20 protein-coding genes, 1 tRNA gene and 2 pseudogenes are annotated in these 21,988 nt (G+C 66.9%); 15 read left to right on the forward strand and 8 right to left on the reverse strand.

The genetic code is table 11. From position 1 onward, the window contains the following. Window positions 1–7: 7 nt before the first annotated feature. Together NF20_RS07265 and NF20_RS07270 are read right to left on the reverse strand one after the other, a co-directional pair. Entirely contained in the window at window positions 8–286 is a 279-nt protein-coding gene (locus NF20_RS07265) for a DUF1490 family protein (protein ID WP_014379988.1), read from the reverse strand. 278 nt (window positions 287–564) lie between these two features. Further along, window positions 565–903, reverse strand: a complete 339-nt coding sequence (locus NF20_RS07270) for a DUF732 domain-containing protein (protein WP_014379989.1) — start codon at window positions 901–903, stop codon at window positions 565–567. 462 nt (window positions 904–1,365) lie between these two features. Here NF20_RS07270 and NF20_RS07275 point away from each other — a divergent pair, with 462 nt between their 5' ends. The 8 genes from NF20_RS07275 (at window position 1,366) to NF20_RS07305 (ending at window position 9,049) form a co-directional block, all read left to right on the forward strand. Continuing rightward, window positions 1,366–2,088, forward strand: a complete 723-nt coding sequence (locus NF20_RS07275; protein WP_033712808.1) for a YoaK family protein — start codon at window positions 1,366–1,368, stop codon at window positions 2,086–2,088. Between the two features lie 117 nt (window positions 2,089–2,205). After that, window positions 2,206–2,559, forward strand: coding sequence for a zf-TFIIB domain-containing protein (locus tag NF20_RS07280; protein ID WP_075362273.1), 354 nt, complete (start codon window positions 2,206–2,208; stop codon window positions 2,557–2,559). 76 nt (window positions 2,560–2,635) lie between these two features. Beyond that, complete coding sequence (locus NF20_RS07285; protein ID WP_014379993.1) at window positions 2,636–3,541, forward strand: cation diffusion facilitator family transporter; 906 nt, start codon at window positions 2,636–2,638, stop codon at window positions 3,539–3,541. Window positions 3,542–4,265: 724 nt separating this feature from the next. Then, a complete protein-coding gene (locus tag NF20_RS07290) occupies window positions 4,266–4,739 on the forward strand; it encodes an ArsR/SmtB family transcription factor (protein WP_014379994.1) in 474 nt (157 codons plus the stop codon). A gap of 171 nt (window positions 4,740–4,910) precedes the next feature. After that, window positions 4,911–5,387 (forward strand): DUF1490 family protein, encoded by a 477-nt coding sequence (locus NF20_RS28900; RefSeq protein ID WP_075362272.1) that lies wholly within the window; start codon window positions 4,911–4,913, stop codon window positions 5,385–5,387. 5 nt (window positions 5,388–5,392) lie between these two features. Next, the gene (locus tag NF20_RS07295) at window positions 5,393–7,759 is read left to right on the forward strand and encodes a heavy metal translocating P-type ATPase (RefSeq protein ID WP_224120009.1); all 2,367 of its coding nucleotides are present in this window, start codon (window positions 5,393–5,395) and stop codon (window positions 7,757–7,759) included. A 48-nt stretch (window positions 7,760–7,807) separates the two neighbouring features. Then, a complete protein-coding gene (locus NF20_RS07300; RefSeq protein WP_369798138.1) occupies window positions 7,808–8,089 on the forward strand; it encodes a DUF1490 family protein in 282 nt (93 codons plus the stop codon). 423 nt (window positions 8,090–8,512) lie between these two features. Then, complete coding sequence (locus tag NF20_RS07305) at window positions 8,513–9,049, forward strand: HD domain-containing protein (protein WP_033712782.1); 537 nt, start codon at window positions 8,513–8,515, stop codon at window positions 9,047–9,049. A 10-nt stretch (window positions 9,050–9,059) separates the two neighbouring features. Here NF20_RS07305 and NF20_RS07310 read toward each other — a convergent pair whose 3' ends face one another. Beyond that, entirely contained in the window at window positions 9,060–9,527 is a 468-nt protein-coding gene (locus tag NF20_RS07310) for an NUDIX hydrolase (RefSeq protein WP_014379999.1), read from the reverse strand. Window positions 9,528–9,534: 7 nt separating this feature from the next. Continuing rightward, the gene (locus NF20_RS07315; protein ID WP_019733121.1) at window positions 9,535–10,350 is read right to left on the reverse strand and encodes a helix-turn-helix domain-containing protein; all 816 of its coding nucleotides are present in this window, start codon (window positions 10,348–10,350) and stop codon (window positions 9,535–9,537) included. A 236-nt stretch (window positions 10,351–10,586) separates the two neighbouring features. Between NF20_RS07315 and NF20_RS26115 the strand changes: the two are divergent. From NF20_RS26115 to NF20_RS26120, 4 genes and pseudogenes are all read left to right on the forward strand, one after another. Continuing rightward, window positions 10,587–10,930 (forward strand): annotated as a pseudogene (locus tag NF20_RS26115) (hypothetical protein). A gap of 87 nt (window positions 10,931–11,017) precedes the next feature. After that, a complete protein-coding gene (locus NF20_RS07320; protein WP_014380002.1) occupies window positions 11,018–12,451 on the forward strand; it encodes an FtsK/SpoIIIE domain-containing protein in 1,434 nt (477 codons plus the stop codon). Beyond that, window positions 12,448–13,953, forward strand: a complete 1,506-nt coding sequence (locus NF20_RS07325; RefSeq protein ID WP_014380003.1) for a replication initiator — start codon at window positions 12,448–12,450, stop codon at window positions 13,951–13,953. The genes NF20_RS07320 and NF20_RS07325 overlap by 4 nt, the downstream gene beginning before the upstream one ends. Window positions 13,954–14,139: 186 nt before the next feature. Continuing rightward, the gene (locus tag NF20_RS26120) at window positions 14,140–15,786 is read left to right on the forward strand and encodes a recombinase family protein (protein ID WP_023899425.1); all 1,647 of its coding nucleotides are present in this window, start codon (window positions 14,140–14,142) and stop codon (window positions 15,784–15,786) included. Here the strand turns inward: NF20_RS26120 and NF20_RS07335 are convergent. Beyond that, window positions 15,768–15,853, reverse strand: a tRNA-Leu gene (locus NF20_RS07335). The genes NF20_RS26120 and NF20_RS07335 overlap by 19 nt on opposite strands. A gap of 114 nt (window positions 15,854–15,967) precedes the next feature. Here NF20_RS07335 and NF20_RS07340 point away from each other — a divergent pair. From NF20_RS07340 to NF20_RS07350, 3 genes and pseudogenes are all read left to right on the forward strand, one after another. Beyond that, window positions 15,968–17,323, forward strand: a complete 1,356-nt coding sequence (locus NF20_RS07340) for a M20/M25/M40 family metallo-hydrolase (RefSeq protein ID WP_003878107.1) — start codon at window positions 15,968–15,970, stop codon at window positions 17,321–17,323. A 36-nt stretch (window positions 17,324–17,359) separates the two neighbouring features. Next, entirely contained in the window at window positions 17,360–17,890 is a 531-nt protein-coding gene (locus NF20_RS07345) for a YbhB/YbcL family Raf kinase inhibitor-like protein (protein ID WP_003872213.1), read from the forward strand. A gap of 131 nt (window positions 17,891–18,021) precedes the next feature. Then, window positions 18,022–19,428: pseudogene (locus tag NF20_RS07350) on the forward strand (HNH endonuclease signature motif containing protein). A 1-nt stretch (window position 19,429) separates the two neighbouring features. Here NF20_RS07350 and NF20_RS07355 read toward each other — a convergent pair. The 3 genes from NF20_RS07355 to NF20_RS07365 are packed head-to-tail and all read right to left on the reverse strand — an operon-like array spanning window position 19,430 to window position 21,932. Then, window positions 19,430–20,491 (reverse strand): quinone-dependent dihydroorotate dehydrogenase, encoded by a 1,062-nt coding sequence (locus tag NF20_RS07355; protein ID WP_050485452.1) that lies wholly within the window; start codon window positions 20,489–20,491, stop codon window positions 19,430–19,432. A 47-nt stretch (window positions 20,492–20,538) separates the two neighbouring features. Then, window positions 20,539–20,808: a DUF5703 family protein gene (locus NF20_RS07360; protein ID WP_003872209.1), complete on the reverse strand. Its 270-nt coding sequence runs from the start codon at window positions 20,806–20,808 to the stop codon at window positions 20,539–20,541. Beyond that, window positions 20,805–21,932, reverse strand: coding sequence for a YncE family protein (locus NF20_RS07365; protein ID WP_224112370.1), 1,128 nt, complete (start codon window positions 21,930–21,932; stop codon window positions 20,805–20,807). The genes NF20_RS07360 and NF20_RS07365 overlap by 4 nt, the downstream gene beginning before the upstream one ends. Window positions 21,933–21,988: the final 56 nt, after the last annotated feature.

Consider the following 21,988-nt stretch of genomic DNA (forward strand, 5'->3'; position numbering starts at 1 on the left):
CGAGCGATCAGTGGTCGTGGTCGTGGACGTCGGCAGCGGCGGGAGGCGGCACCTCTTCGCCAATGCGCTCACGGGCCTCGGCGACCACGTCCGACACCTTCAGGCGCGCCGACTCCGCCGCGACCTCAGCGCGCCGTGTCCCGCGCAAACCCAGCTCCGTCGTTGCGACCGCAGCTCGGCGGAACGGCGCCTTACCCACCGCCTTTTTCACCACTTCGTAGGCGCTCACGCCGACCAAGCCGGTAAACACCGCCGCGCCCGCCTTACCCAATAACCCGTGCAGCATTACTCTTCGTTCCTTCCTTCCCGGGTCTGCCCCTGATGGGCAGACGTTCACCGCGTCACCAACCGACGTTAACATAGACGCATTGCAATATCGACATACATTGCCGGTGAAGTCTTCGCCTCAGAGATCCGGGCGGTCAGATCGGATGAATAGCCCACATCGCGGATCAGACCGCGCACCCGGACGCCGGCCCCAACAGCGCGAGTTGTGGCACAGACAGTGGCCGGCGCACCGGACGCAATGGGCCGCGCCTAACCTAATTTCACGCGGGCATCGGGCTAGAACGCCGAACCGTCGAGCTCGCTCTTATGTTGCGGGCAGTAGGACGTTACCGAGGCGCCGATGAAGTACCCGGCTTCATGTGCCGACAGATTCGTGTCCTTCACCAGCGACAGATCCACGAAGATAGGCGTTTGGCCTTTGTCCAGTCCCGCGCACACGGCGTGTCCCATTGCGATCGAGGTGTTGGCGTCGGTCACGACGACCGCGTGTCTTTCAAGCGTCGCGAGGAACGCGTCATCTGTTTGATCCGCCCATGCTGGCGGCGCGCAGAGCAGCCCGGCGGCCGACAACACAACAGCAGTGATCATCGACCGCTTCGCCGAGAACGGGTTCATTCCGGTCCTCGCGTCCCGCCAGTGGCGAACGTGTGCCTGCGCATTACAGGTCACCCCGGTGGTGGTTGCTCATTGATCGGCCGACAAGGTTGAGGATTTCCTGCCGCCGGATCGCGGTCAACTGCGACACCGACGGGCCTTGCAGCCCAATGCGAACAACCAGCAGCTCGTCAATCCCCTCGGGATTTTCGCATCGCGACGTCAGCGGTGCCATCCCAGCCCGGGCACCGCTAACACGACAACGAGCAGACCGCGAAGAGGACCGGTTGAACCCCATAGCAACATATAGTAATTTGCGCATGCAAGAGCGCCAACCACACGAGCCGCTGGGTCAGCGCATGGGCCGCATTCAGGGAGCACCGTCGCTCGCTTCGGCGAGGATTTTCGTTTGGCGGCTATGGTGGTGTCGCTGCTGAGGCGCTCGCGTTAGCGTCGCGCCGATCACTGGAGATGAAAGAGACGATGCCGCAAAAGCTCACGTCTAAAGACTGGCCGACTCGGTTACTCGTTCTCGGCTACGGAGGGCTGTTGGCCGCAGTCGCCGGGTTCGTCAATTCGGTGGCGTTGCTGGTATTGGCGTTCCCAGTGGGCAACCTGACCGCCTTGACCACCAAGTTGGGCATGGATTCAGCCAATCCGCTGCTGTATGAGAGCTGCATGATCGTGCTCATCGTGTTCGGGTTCCTGTGTGGCGCCGCGGGCGCCGGCGCTATGTTGGGTGGCACGCGGACCAACACCGGCCCGCGCCACGCTGCAGTCCTGGTCGGCGAAGCCGCGCTGCTGCTCGCGGCGACCGCCGGGGGACTTGCGGGAATCAAGGTGTTGCTGGCCGCCGCCGCGTGTGGGCTGCAAAACGGCATGACGTCGAATTTTCGCGGGATGACGATCCGTACCACGCATTTCACCGGCACCATGACCGACCTCGGCTTCATGCTGGGCCGCAGCCGTCGTCACGGGCTCGACACGTGGAAGGCCACGGTTCTGGTCACCACGGTGGTGTTGTTCCTTGGCGGCGGCGCCGCCGGGGCGGTGATCGGCGGCCGAATCGGCGACCACGCCCTGATATTGCCGGCGACCGCCTGCCTCACGGTGGCGGCTGCCAGTCTGCTGCATGCCCGTCGACGTGACAGTGTGGCGGCTCGCGCGATATTCACGCCCGAGCCCGCGCCCGCATCCTCCCACTGACCGGCGTCAGCCAGGTCAGCCCAGGACGACCTTACGCGCGACTTTCATTCATACATGCGAATGATTCTATTATTTGTTAGCCTGTGGACGTTGCTGCGATCAGCACCGGGAGGTCAAGTGAACGATGAGCGCGGATCAGCCGAGACCAGGGAGTCGCCCCTGCAGTGTCCGCGGTGTGTATCGCAGATGTTGCCGGTGCAGCGGTTCGGGGTGACGATCGATCAATGCACCGGCTGCGGGGGCATATTCCTGGACCGCGGCGAGCTTGAGCAGCTCGCCGAGGCCGAAGCCAAATTCTATTCCGCCCAGCAGCAACCCCAATCCCCTCCGAGCCCCTATCCGCCGCAGCAGCAGTACCCGGCGCAGCCGGTGTATGTCGAGGGCGCCCGCCCGAGAGGCTTTCTAGGCGGGTTGTTCGGCGAGGGTTATTACGGTGGCCGCCACGGAGGTTATCGCGGTGGACACCACTGATCCCAGGTGCCAAGCGCCCCGCCCCCCGGTGGAGCGGGCCAACGCACACGGCCAAGCTCACGACCACGGCCATGGGGTGTCCGCGGACGCGGACCGCAAATGGCTAGCAACCGCGCTCGGTTTGATCGTCGCTTTCATGGGCGTCGAGGTGGTTATCGGCGTTGTAGCGAACTCGCTGGCGTTGATCTCCGACGCCGGCCACATGCTTACCGACGCGGCGTCAATCATGTTGGCGCTGATCGCGATCCGGCTGGCTGACCGTCCGGCGCGGGGCCGCTACACCTACGGTTTCAAGCGGGTGGAGATCCTGTCGGCACAGGCCAACGGGATCACACTGCTGTTGCTGACGGCGTGGTTCCTCTATGAGGGGGTGCGTCGGCTTATCGCCCCGCCAGAAGTTGCGGGCCCGCTGGTGCTGTTCACCGCGCTGGCCGGGATCGTGGTGAACATTGGCGCTACCTGGTCGATCAGCCGCGCGAACCGCACCAGTTTGAACGTAGAAGGCGCTTTTCAGCACATCCTCAACGACCTATACGCGTTCATCGGCACCGCGGTTGCCGGTCTGGTGGTGTGGGTGACTGGCTTTGCCCGCGCCGATGCCATTGCCGCCTTGCTTGTGGCTGCATTGATGGCGCGCGCCGGCTGGGGGCTGCTCCGCGAATCTGGCAGGATCTTTTTAGAGGCCGCCCCAGCGAACCTGGATCCGGCCGAGATCGGCGCCAGGGTCGTCGCAGTACCGCAGGTGATCGAAGTGCACGACCTGCACGTCTGGCAGATCACGTCAGGCCAACCTTCACTCTCAGCGCACGTACTCGTCGCTGACGACGCCGACTCCCGCATGGTTCGCTCCCACATCGAAACGGTGCTGCACGACGAGTTCGGTCTCGAGCACACCACCTTGCAAGTCGACCACACTGTCGCCGATGGCGACAACGGCGGCGAGCACTGCGCCGGACCACACGGGCCAGTGCACCGCCCGTGATCCGAGAACGAGGCAGGAGCTATGCGCATCAACGGAGCGAATCGGATGCCCAGCCCGGACCAGGGCCGGGGAAGTTCCTCCTCAGAACGACGAACGCCACAGCGAAGTGCTTCAGGCTCTTCATGGCTCTCCTCGCTTGTGCCGGTATCGCGTTGAGCGTGGCGGCCCGAGCCACCGCCGATCCCAGTCCCTTTGGCAGCCTCTCTTGCTCCTGCGATCACCCGGTGTCAGGACCACACCGTCCCCCTGCTCAGCAAATAATGCAGGGCATCCGGGACGGCGTGCCCAACCTGCATCAACACAGCACCAAACCGAGCGAGTGAGCGAGTTGACGGGCGTCGCCTTGGTGGTGATGCCGCTCGTGGGTCGGGCGAACCACATACTGGCGGCGGGCTGGGCTCGGCGGCCGCCGCGGCTCTGGTCGGTCTGGCGATCATCGCCAGCTGGTCCGGCGGTTGGTGGTTCGACCCCGCGATCGGGCTGGCGGTCGCCGCCGTCGCGATTGGCAGGGCATCCGCTCCTGACGCGGCAAGGATTGCTCCTGCTGAAGGGACGCGAGGGCCGCACGCGATTCGCCGACTCTGTCAGCGGTTGTGCAAGTGTGAATCGGTCGGTCATCGTGGCCAGTTCGGTGTTGTGATCGCGTCACGTCAAAGCCGCCACCATGTGCGACGGTTGACACCGAAGGCTTGTAATCAATTAGCTGGGCCGCTATCATCGGGTTATGTCGATGAAAAGTCTCGATGCTGTCCCGCCCGCCGCGTCACCGCGTAAGGATTTGGCGGACGCGGTCGCGTTGTTTCATGGCCTGTCGGATCGGACCCGGCTAGCGATCGTCCGCCACCTCGCCCATGGGGAAGCGCGGGTGGTCGACCTCACCCGCATGCTGGGGTTGCCGCAATCGACGGTGTCTTCACACCTGGCGTGCCTGCGTGACTGTGGACTTATCGTCGGCCGACCCGAGGGGCGGCAGGTGTTTTACGCGCTGGCCGTGCCCGAACTGCTGGACTTATTCGCCGCCGCGGAAGCCGTCTTGGCGGTGACAGGCAACGCGGTGGCACTGTGCCCCACCTACGGCACCAAGGCCAACGCCCGCCCTGACGGAGCTGGAACGGGGGTCTCGTTGGACGAGCCGATTGAGGTGGGCATCGCCACGCCGACCGATGACGGGCCTGTGACGGCTGGGAGCAGGGCATGACGAACACGACATTTGTCGGTAGCAGTCATTCGTTCAGGCACGTGCGGCAGGTGATTGAGGCGTGATGCCAGCCACCGAGAGTTGGCCGGGGTCAGAAGTAGAAGGTGGCGGCGGGGGCTGTGACTGCCCGCAGCGCTGTGATGGCGCAACGTTTGGAAGGGAGCGGTCGGGATGGTGAAGCACGGACTTTCGGCGAAGGCGGCACCCACGGCGGGTTTTGTGGGGGCTGCGGCGTTTGAGGCCGTAGGCAGGGCATGGGCGAAGGTTCCCTGGCGGGAGGCGACGGTTTCCGCTAGCGCCTGTGGTTTGCGCGTTGCCCGTGAGGCCCAGAAAAGCGTCAAGCGGGCTCGACTCGCGGTCGTCGACGTGGTCGCCGAGGCGCGAGAGCGCGTCGGTGAGGAAGTCGAGGAGGAAGTTGCACCGCCGGCGGTGGCTGAACCTGCGCCCCGCAAGCGTCCCGGCAAAGCGGCCAAGCGGCCACCGCAGGCGGCGGCGGAACTTGAGCCTCGCAAGCGTCCCGGCAAAGCGGGCAAGCGGCCACCGCAGGCGGCGGCGGAACTTGAGCCTCGCAAGCGTCCCGGCAAAGCGGGCAAGCGGCCACCGCAGGCGGCGGCAAAATCCGGCGACGACCACCACCACGGAGGCTGATGATGCTGACCACTGACGTTCGCCCTGATGCCGGCGCCAAGCTGACCGTCGTATCCGACGCGGCGGGCCGGATGCGGGTGCATACCAGTGGGTTTCGGTTCGACGCAGTGCGGGCCGCCGCGATCGAGGACACGGTCGGCAAGGTGACCGGTGTGCGGGCCGTATATGCCTATCCGCGAACGGCATCGGTGGTGATCTGGTATTCGCCGGGGCGCTGCGACAGTGCTGCCGTGCTGTCGGCGATCGCCGATGCCCAGCACATCCCCGCGGCGTCGGTGCCCGCGTATGCCCCGCACTCGGCTGACATCCGCGGTGTAGTGCACAGCGTCATCGACTGGACCGCGCGAACGCTATCGGGCCGTCCGGCGGCTGTCGTCGCCGGGCAGCGACCGCGGGTGGTGAGCGATGCCTGCGGCTGCGACCACGATGACATTGAGTGCGAGCCGGAACGGCTCTGGCAAGTCTCCAAGTTGCGACGAGCCGCGCTGTCCGGGGTGCTGCTGGGCGCCTCGGTGGTTACCGCATGGGTCACCCCAGTTGGGCCGATCGCGCTGGGACTGAAGGTCTTCGCGTTGGCGGTGGGGGCCTCGACGTTTGTGCCCTCCAGTCTGCGACGACTGACCGAGGGCCGTATAGGCGTGGGCACCTTGATGACCATCGCCGCGGCGGGCGCTGTCGCACTGGGTCAGGTCGGCGAGGCCGCCATGTTGGCGTTTTTGTTCTCGATCAGCGAGGGCTTGGAGGAATACGCGGTGGCGCGCACCCGCCGTGGCCTGCGTGCCCTGCTGTCGCTGGTGCCGGATCAGGCCACCGTATTGCGCGAGGGCATCGAAACCGTGGTCGCCGCCGCCGACCTGCGTGTCGGTGATCAGATGATCGTCAAACCGGGGGAACGCCTGGCTACCGACGGCATCATTCGTGCCGGGCGCACAACCCTGGACGTCTCAGCGATCACTGGCGAATCGGTGCCGGTCGAGGCCGGACCCGGTGACGACGTGTTCGCCGCCTCGATCAACGGCTCGGGAGTGCTGCAGGTGCAGGTCACCGCGACCGCAGAGGACAACTCGCTGGCGCGCATCGTGCACATCGTGGAAGCCGAACAGGCCCGCAAAGGCGCCAGCCAGCGGCTGGCCGATCGCATCGCGCGACCGCTGGTGCCCGGCATCATGATCGCCGGGGCGTTGATCGCCGCGACGGGCATTGTCGTCGGTAGCCCGTTGATCTGGGTCGAACGTGCTCTGGTGGTGTTGGTCGCGGCTTCCCCGTGTGCGCTGGCCATCGCCGTGCCGGTATCTGTGGTGGCCGCCATTGGCGCCGCCTCCAAACTCGGCGTGCTGATCAAGGGCGGCGCCGCGCTGGAAGCGCTGGGCACCATCGGCGGGATCGCCCTGGACAAAACTGGAACGTTGACGGCCAACCGGCCTGCTGTCATCGACATCGCCACCACCAACGGCGCCACTCGCGAGGAGGTGCTGGCGGTGGCCGCCGCGTTGGAGGCCCGCAGTGAGCACCCCCTGGCCGCGGCCGTCCTCGCCGCCGCCCCAGCCCCGACGGCCGCCGGCGACGTGCAAGCCGTCCCGGGGGCCGGGCTGACCGGCCAACTCGACGGGCATGCTGTGCGGCTGGGGCGCCCGGGCTGGCTCGAGCCCGCCGACCTCGCCGATGATGTGGCGCGCATGCAACAAGCCGGGGCCACAGTGGTCCTCGTCGAACGCGACACGCTGCTGCTCGGGGCCATCGCCGTGCGTGACGAACTACGCCCCGAAGCCGGCGAGGTCATCGCCGCCCTACGCGCCGCCCGCTACGAGGTGGCGATGCTCACCGGCGACAACCACGCCACCGCTGCCGCTCTGGCGGCCCAAGCCGGAATCAAACATGTGCATGCCGAACTGCGCCCTGAGGACAAGGCGCAACAGGTCAGACAGCTGCGTGCCCGGCGACCGATCGCGATGGTCGGCGACGGCGTCAACGACGCTCCGGCCCTGGCCGCCGCGGATGTGGGAATTGCGATGGGGGCGATGGGAACCGACGTCGCCATCGAAACCGCCGATGTCGCGTTGATGGGCCAAGACCTGCGCCACCTGCCCCAAGCGCTGCAGCACGCGCGCCGCTCGCGGCGGATCATGCGGCAAAACGTCGGACTGTCGCTGGGAATCATCACCGTGCTGATGCCGCTGGCGTTGTTCGGGTTCCTCGGCCTGACCGCGGTGGTGCTGGTGCACGAGCTCACCGAGGTCATCGTCGTCGTCAACGGTGTGCGCGCCGGACGCACCAAACCACTTACAGCTCAGGGCAAGACACCCGAGAGTATTACGACTCACGGTGAGACGAGGATCGTCGCGACAGGTCGGTCGGCGCGGCAACCGACATAGTCTTCGCAGGATAGCGTGAACGGGTGCCAACCAGCAGAAAAAATGGCGGTGGAGATCCAGGAGTCCTTCGGGAAGTCGGGCACGATGGTACTCGCCGGGGTTGTCGGGGTGGGCGCCTACGAGCTGCTATGCAAGGTGGTGGGCAAGGCGCCGATTCATCAAGCCCGTGTGGCGGCGACGGAGTTGGGTCTGCGCGGGACTCGGCAGGCCGAAAGGGCTGCCGAGTCGGCCCGGCTCAAGCTCGCCGACGTGATGGCCGAGGCGCGTGAACGCATCGGTAAGGAGGCGCCGGCGCCTGCGGTCACCGGTGTCGACGAGCATGAACACTGATCCCCCGCCATGACTGTGGCGGCTGTGAGCAACGCTGCCCTGGAATCTGTTTCGGATACCTCGATATCAGTAGAGAAAGTTCTCACACCGTAGGTCGGAGGCGGTGTATGAGCGTTTGCGCGCCTGCTGCCACGGCAGCTCGGCGCGGCGAGGAGCGAGGACAGGTCTGGGTTGTCGTGAGACCCGGGGTGCTGAGGCCTTTGAGGTGTGGGCGCTGACTGGTCGTAGACAGCTGGTGGGGCGGCGGACGGAGGGCGAAGCGTAGCGACCGGCGCGGACGGCAGCGCCAGCGGACGGGAGCAAAGGGAGCGGAGCGAAGCCCGCAGGTAGCCGCCAGATTCCTGCGGGGCCTGTGCGGTCACGGCTGCGCTGAGCATCAGCTGTGGGTCTGCGCGGCGGCGATGAGACTCGTAGGCTGGTGGTGTGAGCGGGGTTCTGGCGCAGCGTGCGCGGCGGGAGGCCGAGGCCCGGTTGGTGGGGCAGCCTGGGCGGTTGGCGCATGTGCGGGGTGTGGTGGCGGCAGCGCAGCAGCTTGGTCGGCATTTCGACGCAGAGACTGCCGATTGTTTGGTGGCGGCGGCGTGGCTGCACGATATCGGCTACGCGCCGTCGGTGCGCCGGACGGGGTTTCATCCGCTCGATGGGGCGGAGTTTGTTCGATCGGCCGGATTTGGGAAGCTGGTTGCGTCTCTGGTCGCGTTTCATACCGGAGCGCATGTGGAGGCATCCGAGCGCGGTCTACAGGGGTTGTCAGAGTTCGGTGATCCGCCCAGCGACGTTCTGGATGCGTTGACGTTTTGTGATTTGACGACCGGGCCGGACGGGTCGCCGGTGTCAGCCGATGATCGATTAAGCGACGTATTGACTCGTTACGCGCCCGAGGATCCGGTGCATCGCGCGGTCGATGCGGGCCGCGAGGAGCTGTTAGCCGCGGTCCAGCGAGTGCGCGACTGGCTCTAACCGCGGTGGCTCAGCCGAGATAGGGTTTGTCGCGGTGTTGGAGGTAGTGGTCGATGCGCAGTCGCATCGACGGGTGCATATCCAGGGTGGGGATGTCGTCGGGATGGGCCCAGGCGATGTCGGTGCTTTCGTGGTCTATGGCTAGCTCACCGCCGATTAGGGTTGTGGTGAAGCACAGGGAGAATTGTTGGCGGACTTCACCGTCGGTGAACGCCACGACGTGGTGCGGGTTGGTGTAGACGCCGACCAGGGCGGTGACTTCGACGTCGAGACCGGTTTCTTCTTTGACTTCGCGCACGGCGGTGCCTGCGATCGTTTCGCCGATGTCGTGCCCGCCGCCGGGTAGCGCCCACAGGGTGTTGTCGCGGCGTTTGACCAACAGAATGCGGCCTTGTTCGTCGGTGACGATGGCCGAGGCGGACGGGACCACGCTGTTGGGCTGGGGGGCGTCGGGGTCGTTGTAGTAATCGGTCCGCATTCCAGAATCAGCCTTTCCTGATCAGTGGGTTGGCACTGTCCCAGATATGGGCAAATGCTTGTTCGAGGGTGGCCCACAGTCGGGGTTCGTGGTGGCGGGAGAGCACGAGCACAGGGTTGTTGCGTCCCGGTGAGCCGTAGATGTGGAAGTTGACGATCATGGTGTCGTCGACCCGGAAGGTTGACGTGTACAGCGTGGTGTCGTGGGTACGGATGTGCAGCCCCGGTGTGCCGGCGTGCGGAGCGAGCAGTTCGACGGAGGTGCGGCAGCGTGCGATGACGGCTTCGCCGATGCCTTCTTCCTCACCGCGCAGGATCGTGGCGGCGGTGTCGGGGTCACCAATGAGGAATCGCACCTGAACACCACGGGCGGCGGCGGCGAGCAGGGTGTCGAGAAATCCGTCGAGCGTGTCGAACAGGAACGTGGCCGCCAAGACGAGTATGTCGATACCTGTGGCGGCGTCGGCGAAATGCTGCTGCCACGCAGTGATCGGTAACTGGGTGCGGCTGGCGTACAGCGTCGCAGTGAACGGCCCACCCGGGTTTGTCGCCAGCGCGCGTGCGGTGGAGGGTTGGAATTGATTGGGCCACAGGTCGTGCGGGGTACAGCCGAGTACCTCGGCGGCACGGTGGGCGTTATCGTCGCGGACCTTGTAGGTGGCGTTGGCCAACCAGCGACGGACCGTTTTGACATCCACACCCGCCTCCGTGGCAAACCGCCGATGGGACAGCCCCTTGGTCCGTAGCCGTTGTGCTAGGCGATCGTTCGGGATTGCTGCGGTGCCAGCATCGCCGTCCTGATTGTCTGTCGTCTCAGCGCACATCTTCCCGTGTCGTCCCTGTCCGTCCCCAGCCCGTGGTTCCTAGTTTGCCACGCGCCGGTCTCAAACTGGGTCGGTGATGTCCCGCAGATGTCCGGCGTCATGTCCCTCTCGTGTCGGAAATGTCTGGGTCGTGTCGGCAATGCCTGCAAACGTCCTCGCAACGTCCGCGGTGTCCATGTGAACTGAGTCCAGCGCCTCACCTGGCGCAGACAGATCACGAAAGGAACAGCAGGACAATGCGTTTGAGAATCGACACGTCAGGAACCCGGTTCATCGTCACGCGGGCGGCCGAACCACGGCTGAACTTCGATACCGGCAGCCCCAAAGTCGACACCGCTACCGGCGTACCGCTCTACGCCGCGCAGCTGCTGGCGCTCGATGACAGCGGCGGTGAGGTGCTCAATGTCACCGTCGCTGGGGATCCGAAAGTAACAGTGACACAGCCAGTGTCGGTGTCGGGACTGGTGGCCATCCCGTGGGCTCAAGGCGATCGCAGCGGTGTGGCGTTCCGCGCCGATGCCATCGGCCCACGAACCCCGCCGCTGTGCAGAGTGACCAGGCGTCCCGCGCGCAGAAGTAACGAGATTGCTGGGGCGCGGCGCTCGTGGGTGTCGCGCCCCCGCACCGGAGCTGCTATCGGCCATTCACTCACGGAGGGACGCCTGTCATGGCATCGAACAACAAGAACGGCAACAACTCTCAATCCAACGATGACGACTGGATCACCGACCTCATCCTCGCACTGTTCAAGGCGCTCGGATATCTGCTGTGGTGGGCGGTGCTCTTCCCGGCCGTCAGCATCCCGATCATCGCCAGCGTGGGGATAGCCATCACCCATGGCCCACGCTCGGGGCTGATCGTCGGTACTGCTCTCGTTGCTGCGTATGGGGTATGGGCGTGGCTGGAGCCGCGATCGTTTCGCGGATGGGTCACCGAGCCGGTGCGGCGGCGCTGGTTAGCCTGGTTGCGCTACACGCGCACCTGGGAATCGCTGTGCACCCTGCACGGGCTGACCGCCACACTTGGCGAACGCACTTTGGTGCCGACCTTGCAGTCGGTGCGCATCGGCAAGACGACCGACGTCCTGGCGCTGCGCGTGGTGACCGGCCAATCCCTGACCGATTGGCACAAGCAATCGGAGGCGCTGGCCGCCGCCTGGCGTGCCGACCGGATCACCATCCGCGCGACCGCGCCCGGAGAGCTACGCATCACCTTGATGCGAGGCGACGCGCTGGCCGACCCGATTGCTCTGCCCATGCCCACGACGACGACTGCGGTGGATGTGGGGTCGGTCCGGGTCGGCATCACCGAAACCCGCCGCTGGTGGCACCTACCTCTGCTCGGCAACCACCTGCTGGTGGCTGGCGCGACCGGCGCGGGCAAAGGCTCGGTGTTGTGGTCACTGATCGCCGGCATCGCCCCCGCAGTGAAAACCGGGCAGGTACGGCTCTGCGTCATCGACCCCAAGGGCGGCATGGAACTGGGCGCTGGAAGACCGATGTTCACGGTGTTCACCCACGACGCGACCGACTCGACCTTGCACCTGCTGCGGCAACTGGTGGAGGTGATGCACGCCCGCGCCAATCGGTTACGCGGCAAGACGCGCCTGCACACCCCCACCTCATCCGAACCGCTTTTTGTCGTGGTTATTGATGAGATCGCCGCTCTGACCGCCTATGTCACCGATCGCAGGGTGCGCAGCGAAATGGAACAACTGCTGGGTCTGCTGCTCTCCCAAGGCCGCGCCGTCGGCATTTCGCTGGTGGCTGCGGTACAAGACCCGGCCAAAGACACCCTGTCAGTGCGGCAGCTGTTCACCGTGCGGATCGGGCTGCGGTTGACCGAAGCCACTCAAACCGCCATGGTTCTCGGCCAGGGAGCAAGGGATGCCGGTGCGGAGTGCGACCGGATCGCTGATGCGACGCCGGGTGTCGGGTACATGATGATCGATGGCACCGCCCGCCCGGTGCGGGTACGGGCATTTCACGTCACCGACCACGACATCACCACCCTGGCAGCACGATTCCGGGCGCCCCGTGCCGCGACCCGCCCCGACCAGGCTAACGGCGAGCGCACTGACACCGATCGGGGTCAGCGGTGACTATTGCAACGACGGCCCCCACGCTGGTGTTGCCCGGCATAGCCGCCACAATCGACACCAACACGGCGGTGGATCAGATGGTGCGCCGCGCGTCCTCGATGGGGTTCGAATCGTGGTGGCGGCGAGCGGAATCCGTTGGCTTCTGCGCCAACCCCATTCAACTCACGGGTATCGACGAGTTCGGCCGCGATCGGGTGGTGTGGACACGGTGCAATAACCGCCGCGCCCAGATCTGCCCGTCGTGCTCGGACCTTTACGCTCGCGACACGTGGCAACTCGTGCACGCTGGCACCGCCGGCGGCCACCACGATATCCCCGAAGCCGTGGCGGACCGCCCGCAGGTGTTCGTCACGCTGACCGCACCCAGCTACGGGCCGGTCCACACCACCGCACGTGCGGGCGACAAGCGCCTCCGGGTGTGCCGCGACCACCACGGGCCTGGCGGCTACCGCCGTTGCCCGCATGGAAAACCACTGTGGTGCAGCACAACCCACGGAGAAGGTGACATCCATGTGGGACAGCCGATCTGCGCGGACTGCTATGACTACACCGGGCATGTGCTGTTCACCTGGCATATGCCAGAACTGTGGCGACGCTTCACCATCACCCTGCGACGCGCGCTGCGCCGCGAGCTACGCGCCTCGGGCGCCGACCCGGATGCGGTGCGGGTCAGCTTCATCAAAGTCGTCGAGCTGCAAGCCCGGCTCGTCCCACATATTCATGCCCTGATCCGTCTCGACCCGCGCGACAGCGACAACTGCGGTGGTCCGGAGTGGCAAGCGCCCCTCACAGCCACTGAACTGGCCACCATCATCCAACAGGCCGCTCGAACCGTAGCCGTGACGGTCACCGACCCATCCTCAGATACCGCGACACGGGTGATCAGGTTCGGCACACAAGTCGACACCCAACCCATCGAGAACCGGCACGCTGGCACGGACAGCCCTGCTGTGCAGGAGGATTCATCACACGGCCGGGTGCTGCCAGGCCACCGCGTAGCTCGCTACCTCGCGAAATACGTCACCAAATCCTTAGCTGACGTCGGGATCAGCGCACGACGCATCTCCACCGAGGCCATCGCCGACCTGGATGTGTCCGATCACGTCCGGGCGATCCTGACCACCATCAGCCAACTCGCCGATAGGGGATTGGCCGGTGTCGGCCGGTGGCTGCACACCCTGGGCTACCGGGGCCACATCACCAGCAAATCCCGCCGCTACTCCACCACGATGACCGCGCTACGCGAACGTCGCGCCACCTGGACACGTGAACAACGTCTGAAAAGCACTGGACACCAACATGGTTTCGGCTTCAACTCCACCGATGGCGATGATCTAGTGGTGTGGGAGTTTGACCGTGCCGGCCTCACCAGTCTCGGCGACCGCACCCTCGTGAACTCCGCGGCCCTCCGACGCATGGAAATCCGCCGGATCGGACTGATGGAAGTCCGTGGCCTAGCCCGCAACCAACGATGGGATTCGCAAGGGGGCAGCGATGGCTGACGGATCCCGAACAGCACATGCCCGGTATGAGCGTGACGCTCGAATCGATGCGCCGACGATGTCAGAGAGGCGTGTTGAAATTGTCGTGCCCGACCACTATCGACTTCCGCGCGAGGCGAACAGCGCGCTGGTAGACGTGATAATGGCTGTGCGGGACCGGATGCTGGGATCAGGGAGGGGAGTGGCGTGAGCCTGAGGTTCGCCTTCTATGGCCGAGTGAGCACGGAGGACGCTCAAGACCCGGAGGCGAGCCGCAGCTGGCAGAAGCGGCGTGCCATAGACCTGATCGCTCCGCACGGCGGAGTCCTCGCCGCTGACTACTTCGATGTGGGACAGAGCCGTTCGCTGCCGTGGAAGCGCAGGCCGGAGGCATCACGTCTCCTTGGTGATGTCGCTTGTCGGGACCGTAACTTTGATGCCGTAGTGATCGGGGAACCCGCCCGTGCGTTCTACGGGCCGCAGTTCGCGCTCACCTTCCCTATCCTCACGCACTACGGCGTCGGCCTGTGGGTACCCGAGGTCGGCGGAGCAGTCGATCCCGGTTCTGAGGCACACGACCTGGTGATGACTCTGTTCGGCGGCATGAGCAAGGGAGAGCGCGCACGAATCCAGATGCGGGTCCGTACGGCGATGTCAGCACTCGCGCAGGACACGTCGAGATACCTCGGTGGTCGACCACCCTACGGTTACCGGCTCGTCGACGCCGGCCCGCACCCAAACCCTGCCAAGGCAAATCTTGGGCAGCGGCTTCACCGCCTCGAACCTGACCCCGCGACGTCGCCGGTCATCGAGCGAATCTACCGCATGTACGCCGACGGAGCGGGCCTGCGCTACATTGCGCAACAGCTCACCGACGATGGCGTGCCGTCACCGAGCCAGTACGACCCGGCGCGGAATCGTCATCGTGACCCGCGAGGCTGGTCCCATTCTGCGATCCGCGCGATACTCGACAACCCGGCGTACCGCGGTATCCGTGTTTGGGGCAAGCAGGAGAAATACGAGGTCCTGGTCAGCCCCGACGATGTCGCGGCGGGGTACGAGACTCGTATGCGGTGGCGTGATCAGGCCGACTGGATCGCACCAGACCGCCGCACGCATGAAGCGCTGATTCCCGATGAACTGGTGCAGGCTGTTCGTCTTCGGACGCAGGCACGGCGTGGTCCCGGTCTCGTGTGCAGCAGAGAATCGACCGTGCCGTATGCGCTGCGCGGGCTCCTGTTCTGTGCCGCGTGTGGACGGCGGATGCAGGGCGCCGCTCGCGTCGGGAAACGAACGACCCGCATCCTCTACCGTTGTGAGCTGGGCAAGTCGCGTTCTGTACCTGTTGACCTGAGTGATCATCCGCGCACCGTCTATCTCCGTGAAGACGAGGTGACTGCGCGACTTGACGAATGGATCGCCACCCTGGCCGATCCGGAAGACCTTGCACGCGGGCAGGACGTGGACCCGGCAGGCGGTACTGGCTACGCCGCCCTACAGCGCCAGCTTCGCGAGGCGAATGCCAAGGTTGCTGCTTTGGTTACCGCCGTGGAGTCTGGCGTGGCCGTGGAGGACTTGACCGCCGCATTGCGTCGCCGCACCGCCGAGCGCGACGAGCTGAAGGCCCGTCTTGAGCAAGCGGAGCGGCCCCGTCTCATGTCTGCCGCACAGATCAGCGAATTGGTCGAGGAACTGGGCGGGCTGTCAGCTGTGCTCGGTGCGGCGACCGGGGCGGAACGCGCCGAGGTGTACGCGACCCTTGGGCTCCGCCTTGATTACGATCCGCATCTGCGACAAGTTAAGGCGACGGCCGATTTGAGTCGTGTCGCCGGCTGTGTCCGAGGGGGGACTTGAACCCCCACGCCCATTAGTAGGGCACTAGCACCTCAAGCTAGCGCGTCTGCCATTCCGCCACTCGGACAAGACCAACCGGCATGGGTTGGCAGCTAAGGCTATCGGATTGCCCGCCGCTAACCCAATCCAGCTGCTCGGGCCCGGGCCCGGGAGCCCTCCGGCAATGGTAGGAAAGGAGGTTGTGACCATCCAGAGCGGGGCGAGCGAGGTGACGGCCAACCCGAGCGACGACGTTGTCGAGGTGGTCAGCACCCTGATCCGGTTCGACACCACCAACACCGGCGAACCGGAGACCACCAAGGGCGAGGCCGAGTGCGCGCAGTGGGTCGCCGAGCAGCTGGCCGCGGTGGGCTATGCGCCGCATTACGTCGAGTCCGGCGCGCCGGGCCGCGGCAATGTGTTCGTCCGCCTGCCGGGTGCCGACAGTTCGCGCGGCGCGCTGCTGATCCACGGGCATCTCGACGTGGTGCCGGCCGAGCCGACCGAGTGGAGCGTGCACCCGTTCTCCGGCGCGGTCAAGGACGGTTTCGTCTGGGGCCGCGGCGCGGTCGACATGAAGGACATGGTCGGCATGATGATCGTGGTGGCCCGGCACCTGAAGCGGGCCGGCATCGTGCCGCCGCGCGACCTGGTGTTCGCGTTCATCGCCGACGAGGAGCACGGCGGGACGTTCGGCGCGCAGTGGCTGGTCGACAACCGGCCGGAGCTGTTCGCCGGGGTCACCGAGGCGATCGGCGAGGTGGGCGGCTTCTCGCTGACCGTGCCGCGCCGCGACGGCGGCGAGCGTCGGCTCTATTTGATCGAGACGGCCGAAAAGGGGCTGTCGTGGATGAAGCTCACCGCCCGCGGCCCGGCCGGGCACGGGTCGATGGTGCACGACCAAAACGCCGTCACCGCCGTCGCCGAGGCCGTCGCCCGGCTGGGCCGCCATCAGTTTCCGCTGGTACTGACCGACACCGTCAACCAGTTCCTGGCCGCGGTCAGCGAGGAGACCGGACTGACGTTCGACACCCAATCGGGCGACCTGCGCGGCGTGGTCGAAAAGCTGGGCCCGATGGCGCGCATGCTCAAGGCCGTGCTGCACGACACCGCCAACCCCACCATGCTCAAGGCCGGGTACAAGGCCAACGTCGTCCCCGCGATCGCCGAGGCGGTGGTGGACTGCCGGATCCTGCCGGGCCGCAAGGCGGCGTTCGAGGCCGAGATCGACGAGCTGATCGGGCCGGACGTGACGCGGGAATGGATCAAGGACTTCTCGTCCTATGAGACCGGCTTCGACGGCGACCTGGTCGACGCCATGAATGACGCCGTGCTGGCGCTGGACCCGGATGCCCGCACCGTGCCGTATATGCTGTCCGGCGGTACGGACGCGAAATCCTTTGCGCGCTTGGGTATTCGCTGTTTCGGTTTCAGTCCGCTGCGGTTGCCGCCCGACCTGGATTTCACCGCATTGTTCCATGGTGTCGATGAGCGGGTACCCATCGATGCGCTGCGGTTCGGCACCGACGTGCTGACCCACTTCCTGACCCACTGCTAGTTGACCGACGCAAGCCGATCACACGAGAGGACCGCCATGAGCACAGCTCCTGACCCGTACGCATCGCTGCCCAAGCTGCCGACCTTCACGCTGACCTCGCAATCGCTGACCGACGGTGGAACCCTGGCCAAGCCCCAGGTCAGCGGGATCATGGGCGCCGGCGGGGAAGACGTCAGCCCGCAGCTGAGCTGGTCGGGTTTCCCGGCCGAGACCCGCAGCTTCGCCGTCACCGTCTACGACCCCGACGCCCCGACGGCCTCCGGGTTCTGGCACTGGGCGGTGGCCAACCTGCCGGCCGACGTCACCGAGCTGCCCGCCGGTGCCGGCGACGGCAGCAATCTGCCCGGCGACGCGCTCACCCTGGTCAACGACGCCGGGCAGCGCCGCTACATCGGGGCGGCGCCGCCGCCCGGACACGGCCCGCACCGCTACTACATCGCCGTGCACGCCGTGGACACCGAAAAGCTGGACCTGCCCGAGGACGCCAGCCCGGCTTTCCTCGGGTTCAACCTGTTCCAGCACGCCATCGCGCGCGCCGTCATCCACGGCACCTACGAGCAGAAGTAGGTCAGCACCCCGGCCGCTGCCGCCGTTCCGGGCGCCCCGGCCGCTCCGGGCGCGAAATCACTTGCGCCACATTCGTCCCGGTGTTCCCAGCGCGGCGGTTTTTGTCGTAGGCCCGCCGTAGTGTTTCGAACATGCATTCGAGCACTCGGGAGGAGATCCGGGCGGACGTCGACGCGCTGCGCGCCGCGGTCTCCCGCGTGCTCGGGCATTCGTATGACGCGCTGACCACGCCGGAGCGGCTGCGGTTGCTGGAGATCTTCGAACGCGAGACGCGCCGGCTGCGCGCGCCCGGGTACCAGCTGATCAACCAGCTTGCCGAGCAGTCGGATCCCACCGAACTCGGCGGCAGGCTGTCGTTCGCGTTGGCCGAGCGGCCGCACATCACTCGCAGCGACGCGAGTCGCCGGATCGCCGAGGCGGCCGACCTGGGCCCGCGCCGGGCGCTGACCGGCGAGCCGTTGCCGCCGCTGCTGCCCGCCACGGCGGCGGCCTGGCGCGACGGGGCGATCGGCACCGACCACGTGGCGGTGATCCGGCAGTTCTTCGACCAGCTGCCGGAGGCGGTGGACGTCGAGACCTGCGAGCATGCCGAACGGCAACTGGCCGCCCAGGCAACCCAGTTCCGGCCGGATCAACTGTCCAAGCTGGCCCGCCGGCTGATGGACTGCCTCAACCCCGACGGCCGCTACAGCGACGAAGACCGGGCGCGGGCGCGCGGGCTGGTGCTGGGCAACCAGCAGGCCGACGGCATGTCCCGGCTGAGCGGATGGCTGACCCCGGAGGCGCGCGCGGGCTGGGAAGCGGTGCTGGCCAAGCTGGCCGCCCCGGGGATGTGCAACCCCGACGACGACGCGCCGGTGGTGGACGGACCGCCGCCGGAAGCGGCGGCGCAGCGCGACAGCCGCAGCGCGGCCCAGCGCAACCACGACGGCCTCAACGCGGCCCTTCGTGCGCTGCTGGCCGGCGGAAAGCTGGGGCAGCACAACGGGTTACCAGCATCGATCATCGTCACCACCACGCTGCAGGAGTTGGAATCTGCTGCCGGACAGGGCCTCACGGGCGGCGGCACCCTGTTGCCGATGTCCGATGTGATCCGGCTGGCCCGCCACGCCCACCATTAGCTCGCCGTCTTCGGCAACGGCAAACTGCTGGCGCTGTACCACACGAAACGCCTGGCCTCGCCGGGGCAGCGAATTGTCTTGTACGCCAAGGACCGTGGCTGTTCGCACCCGGGCTGCGACGTTTCGGGCTATTACTGCGAAGTCCATCATGTCACCGGTTACGCCAAATGCGGCCGCACCGACATCGACCAACTGACCTTCGCCTGCGGCGGCCATCACCCGCTGGCCGAGCAGGGCTGGATCACCCGCAAGAACGGCCGGGGCGAGACCGAATGGATCCCACCACCGCATCTGGAGCGTGGTCAGCCACGGGTGAACTCGTTTCACCACCCCGAGGACATGCTGTGCGACACCGAAGACCAGCAAGATCAGGCTGACCAACAAGACGGAGCCGACGAGGAGGACGGCGCCGCGTGAGTCAACCCGATTCGCACGCCGACGACCCGACGGCATCGTGCAGCGAGGCGAACCCGCCGGCGCGCAGCCGCTGCGCGATGCCGTCGTGAATCTGCTTGGCCCACAAGCCTCCTCCGTACACGAAGCCCGTGTAGCCCTGCAGCAAGGATGCGCCCGCGGTGATCCGCTCCCAGGCGTCGTCGGCGGTCTCGATGCCGCCGACACTGATCAGCACCAGGCGATCGCCGACCCGGCCGTAGAGCCGGCGCAACACCTCGACCGCGCGGCGGGCCACCGGCGGCCCGGAGATGCCGCCGGCACCCAGCTGGTCGACCCCCGCGGTGCGCAGGCCGTCCCGCGACACCGTGGTGTTGGTGGCGACGATGCCGGCCAGGCCGAGTTCGACGGCCAGGTCCGCGATGTCGTCGACGTCGGAGTCGGACACATCCGGCGCGATCTTCACCAGCACCGGTGTGGACGTCTCGGCGAGAACGGCCGACAGGATCGGCCGCAGCGACCCCACCGCCTGCAGATCGCGCAGCCCGGGCGTGTTCGGCGAGCTGACGTTGACCACCAGATACGACGCCAGCGGGCCGAGCAGCCGCGCGCTTGCCCGGTAGTCGTCGACGGCCTGATCCGGCGGCGTCGCCTTGGTCTTGCCGATGTTGACCCCGATCGGGATGTCGGGCTGTCGGCGGGCGAGCCGCACCGCCAGCGCGCCGGCGCCGAGATTGTTGAAGCTCATCCGGTTGAGCAGCGCCCGGTCGGCGGGCAGCCGGAACAGCCGCGGCGCCGGGTTGCCGGGCTGCGGGCCGGCGGTGACGGTGCCGATCTCGGCATATCCGAAACCCAGCGCGCCCCAGGCGTGCAGCCCCAGCCCGTCCTTGTCGAAGCCGGCCGCCAGCCCCAGCGGCCCCGGGAAGCGCACCCCGAACACCGTGCTGGCCAGCACCGGATCCGTCGGAGCCAGCAGTCGGCGCAGCAGTCGCCGGGGCCAGCCGACGGCCGTGACGCCGCGCAGCAGCGCGAACACCAGCGTGTGAATCCGCTCGGCGGGTACCAGGAAAAACAGCTGCCGCGCCACGCCATACCACCGATGGCCGCCGCCGCGCGGTGCCGGGGGCGCCCCGCTCACAGTTGCGGCTGGTCGGGCCGCCGCCCCTCGAAGCCGCCAGCATCGACACGAGATTTCTTGCGGCGCAACAACACTCGCCTGCTGCCGTCGGTGTACAGCCGCACCCTGGTCAACTCCCAGCCGCGGTATTCGGCCTCGATGGACAACCGGGTGGACGCGCTGACCCGGGTCACCTCCGGCGGCAGACGCAGCGGCACCCACTCGTATTCATCGGACAGCTCGCTGTCCCAGCCCGCGGGCAAACGGGCGCGCCGCGCCGCCGTCAACGTTTACCCGCCGCGTGGTCGATCACCTGAACTCCCGCGCCGGACCCGGACACCACGTACAGGGTGTCCGACGCTTCGTCGAAGGCCAGGGAGTTCGGTTGCTGCACGGTCGGGTAACGCACCTTTTCGACGGGAATTCCGGTGGACAGATCGTAACCAATGACGATATTGGAAACGGTCTGCGAAACCCAGGCTAACGCGCGGGAACCGGCCAGGCCGTAGGGCGCCTGAGGAACCGGGTAGGCCTGGCGCAGGATCAGCGGATCCACGCCGTACACCAGCAACTGGCCGCCGCGGGTGTCGGCCACCAGCACCCGGCCCGCCGCGTCGGCGGCCATGGTGGTGGCGCCCCGGCCGGCCCGCAGCGCCTGCTGGGCCCGGCCGTCGGCGCCGATCGTGGTCACCGAGGTCTGCCCGCGGTCCAGCACCACCGTCGTATTGCCTTGGGTGGCAAGCGAATCGACCCGCGCGAAGATCTTGCTCCGGTTGGCGACGGCCGCGGTAGACCCAGTGATAGACCGAGTGGTAGGCCCAGTGGTAGGCACAGCCGGCGTCGGGGAGGCCAGCGTGTAGACGGCGCCGTCGGCGCTGCCCAACACCAGGGCCCCGTCGGCGCGTTGGGCCACCGCGGTGAACTCGGTCTGCGCCGCATCGGCGACGCCCACCCGCACGACGCGGCCGGTCCCCAGATCCAGCACGAAGTAGCCGCCGCGGGTGGCCAGGTAGACCGTGCCGCGGCCGTCGCCGGTCAACGCGGTCGCCGGGCCGGGCAGGGCGGCGACCCGCGGCGGGACCTGCGGGTCGCCGAACAGGGTGACGCTGGCCGGATCGGAAGCCGCGGCCAGCACCGCCAGCTGGTGGGTGCCGGCGTCGAACACCGCCGCCGCGGCGTGCGTGGCCAGTGGCCGCACCGACCCGGCCGGCTGCTGCGCTGACGGCGGCGACACGGCCGCGCCCGCGGGTTCGATGGTCGGGGGCGCGCCGCGCAGCGGATTCGACGAACACCCGCTCAGCAAAAGCGCGACACCCCAAATGCAGCCTTGAATCGCCAGCTTGTGGCGCCCTCGCCGGAGCAGCGCGTGTGGTAACAGCAATGGGTTTCCCTGGGTGCGACGGCGGGTCAACACAAATTCTAGGGAACGGTTTCGCATCCAACCGGGCCGTGCTGCCTGCGTCCGGG

The sequence above is a fragment of the Mycobacterium sp. MAC_080597_8934 genome (genome assembly GCF_000523975.1).
Lineage (GTDB): Bacteria > Actinomycetota > Actinomycetes > Mycobacteriales > Mycobacteriaceae > Mycobacterium > Mycobacterium avium.